The sequence below is a fragment of the Dellaglioa sp. CoH-55-MRSF-7 genome (assembly GCF_056782235.1).
Window position 1 is genome coordinate 1 of the sequence record NZ_JBXAYI010000255.1, and the last position, 229, is coordinate 229.

1 protein-coding gene is annotated in these 229 nt (G+C 55.9%); it reads right to left on the reverse strand.

Going from position 1 to position 229, the window contains the following annotated elements; translation table 11 throughout:
* The coding region (locus AC1RPU_RS08575) for a DNA gyrase subunit A (RefSeq protein ID WP_481769747.1) at window positions 1-206 on the reverse strand (206 nt) is incomplete at its 3' end.
* Window positions 207-229 lie beyond the last annotated feature (23 nt).

A 229-nucleotide genomic window follows, 5' to 3' on the forward strand; every position in this document is an offset into this window, starting at 1 on the left:
GTCACCTCTTTATGAATGTAGTCCGGATTGAGAAAAGAATGGCCATATGCGCTAAGCTTTGTCTCAGTGTATCGAGCTGCTGCGGCCCCGTCAACCATCGATCCCCAGTTGCCGGAGCCCAGCATTGTAGGCGTGCTCTGATTCACGAGCGTGACCAGTGCGTCGTAAGCCGCGATGTCGCCGTGTGGGTGATAACGACCAACCACGTCACCGACTACGCGTGCCGATT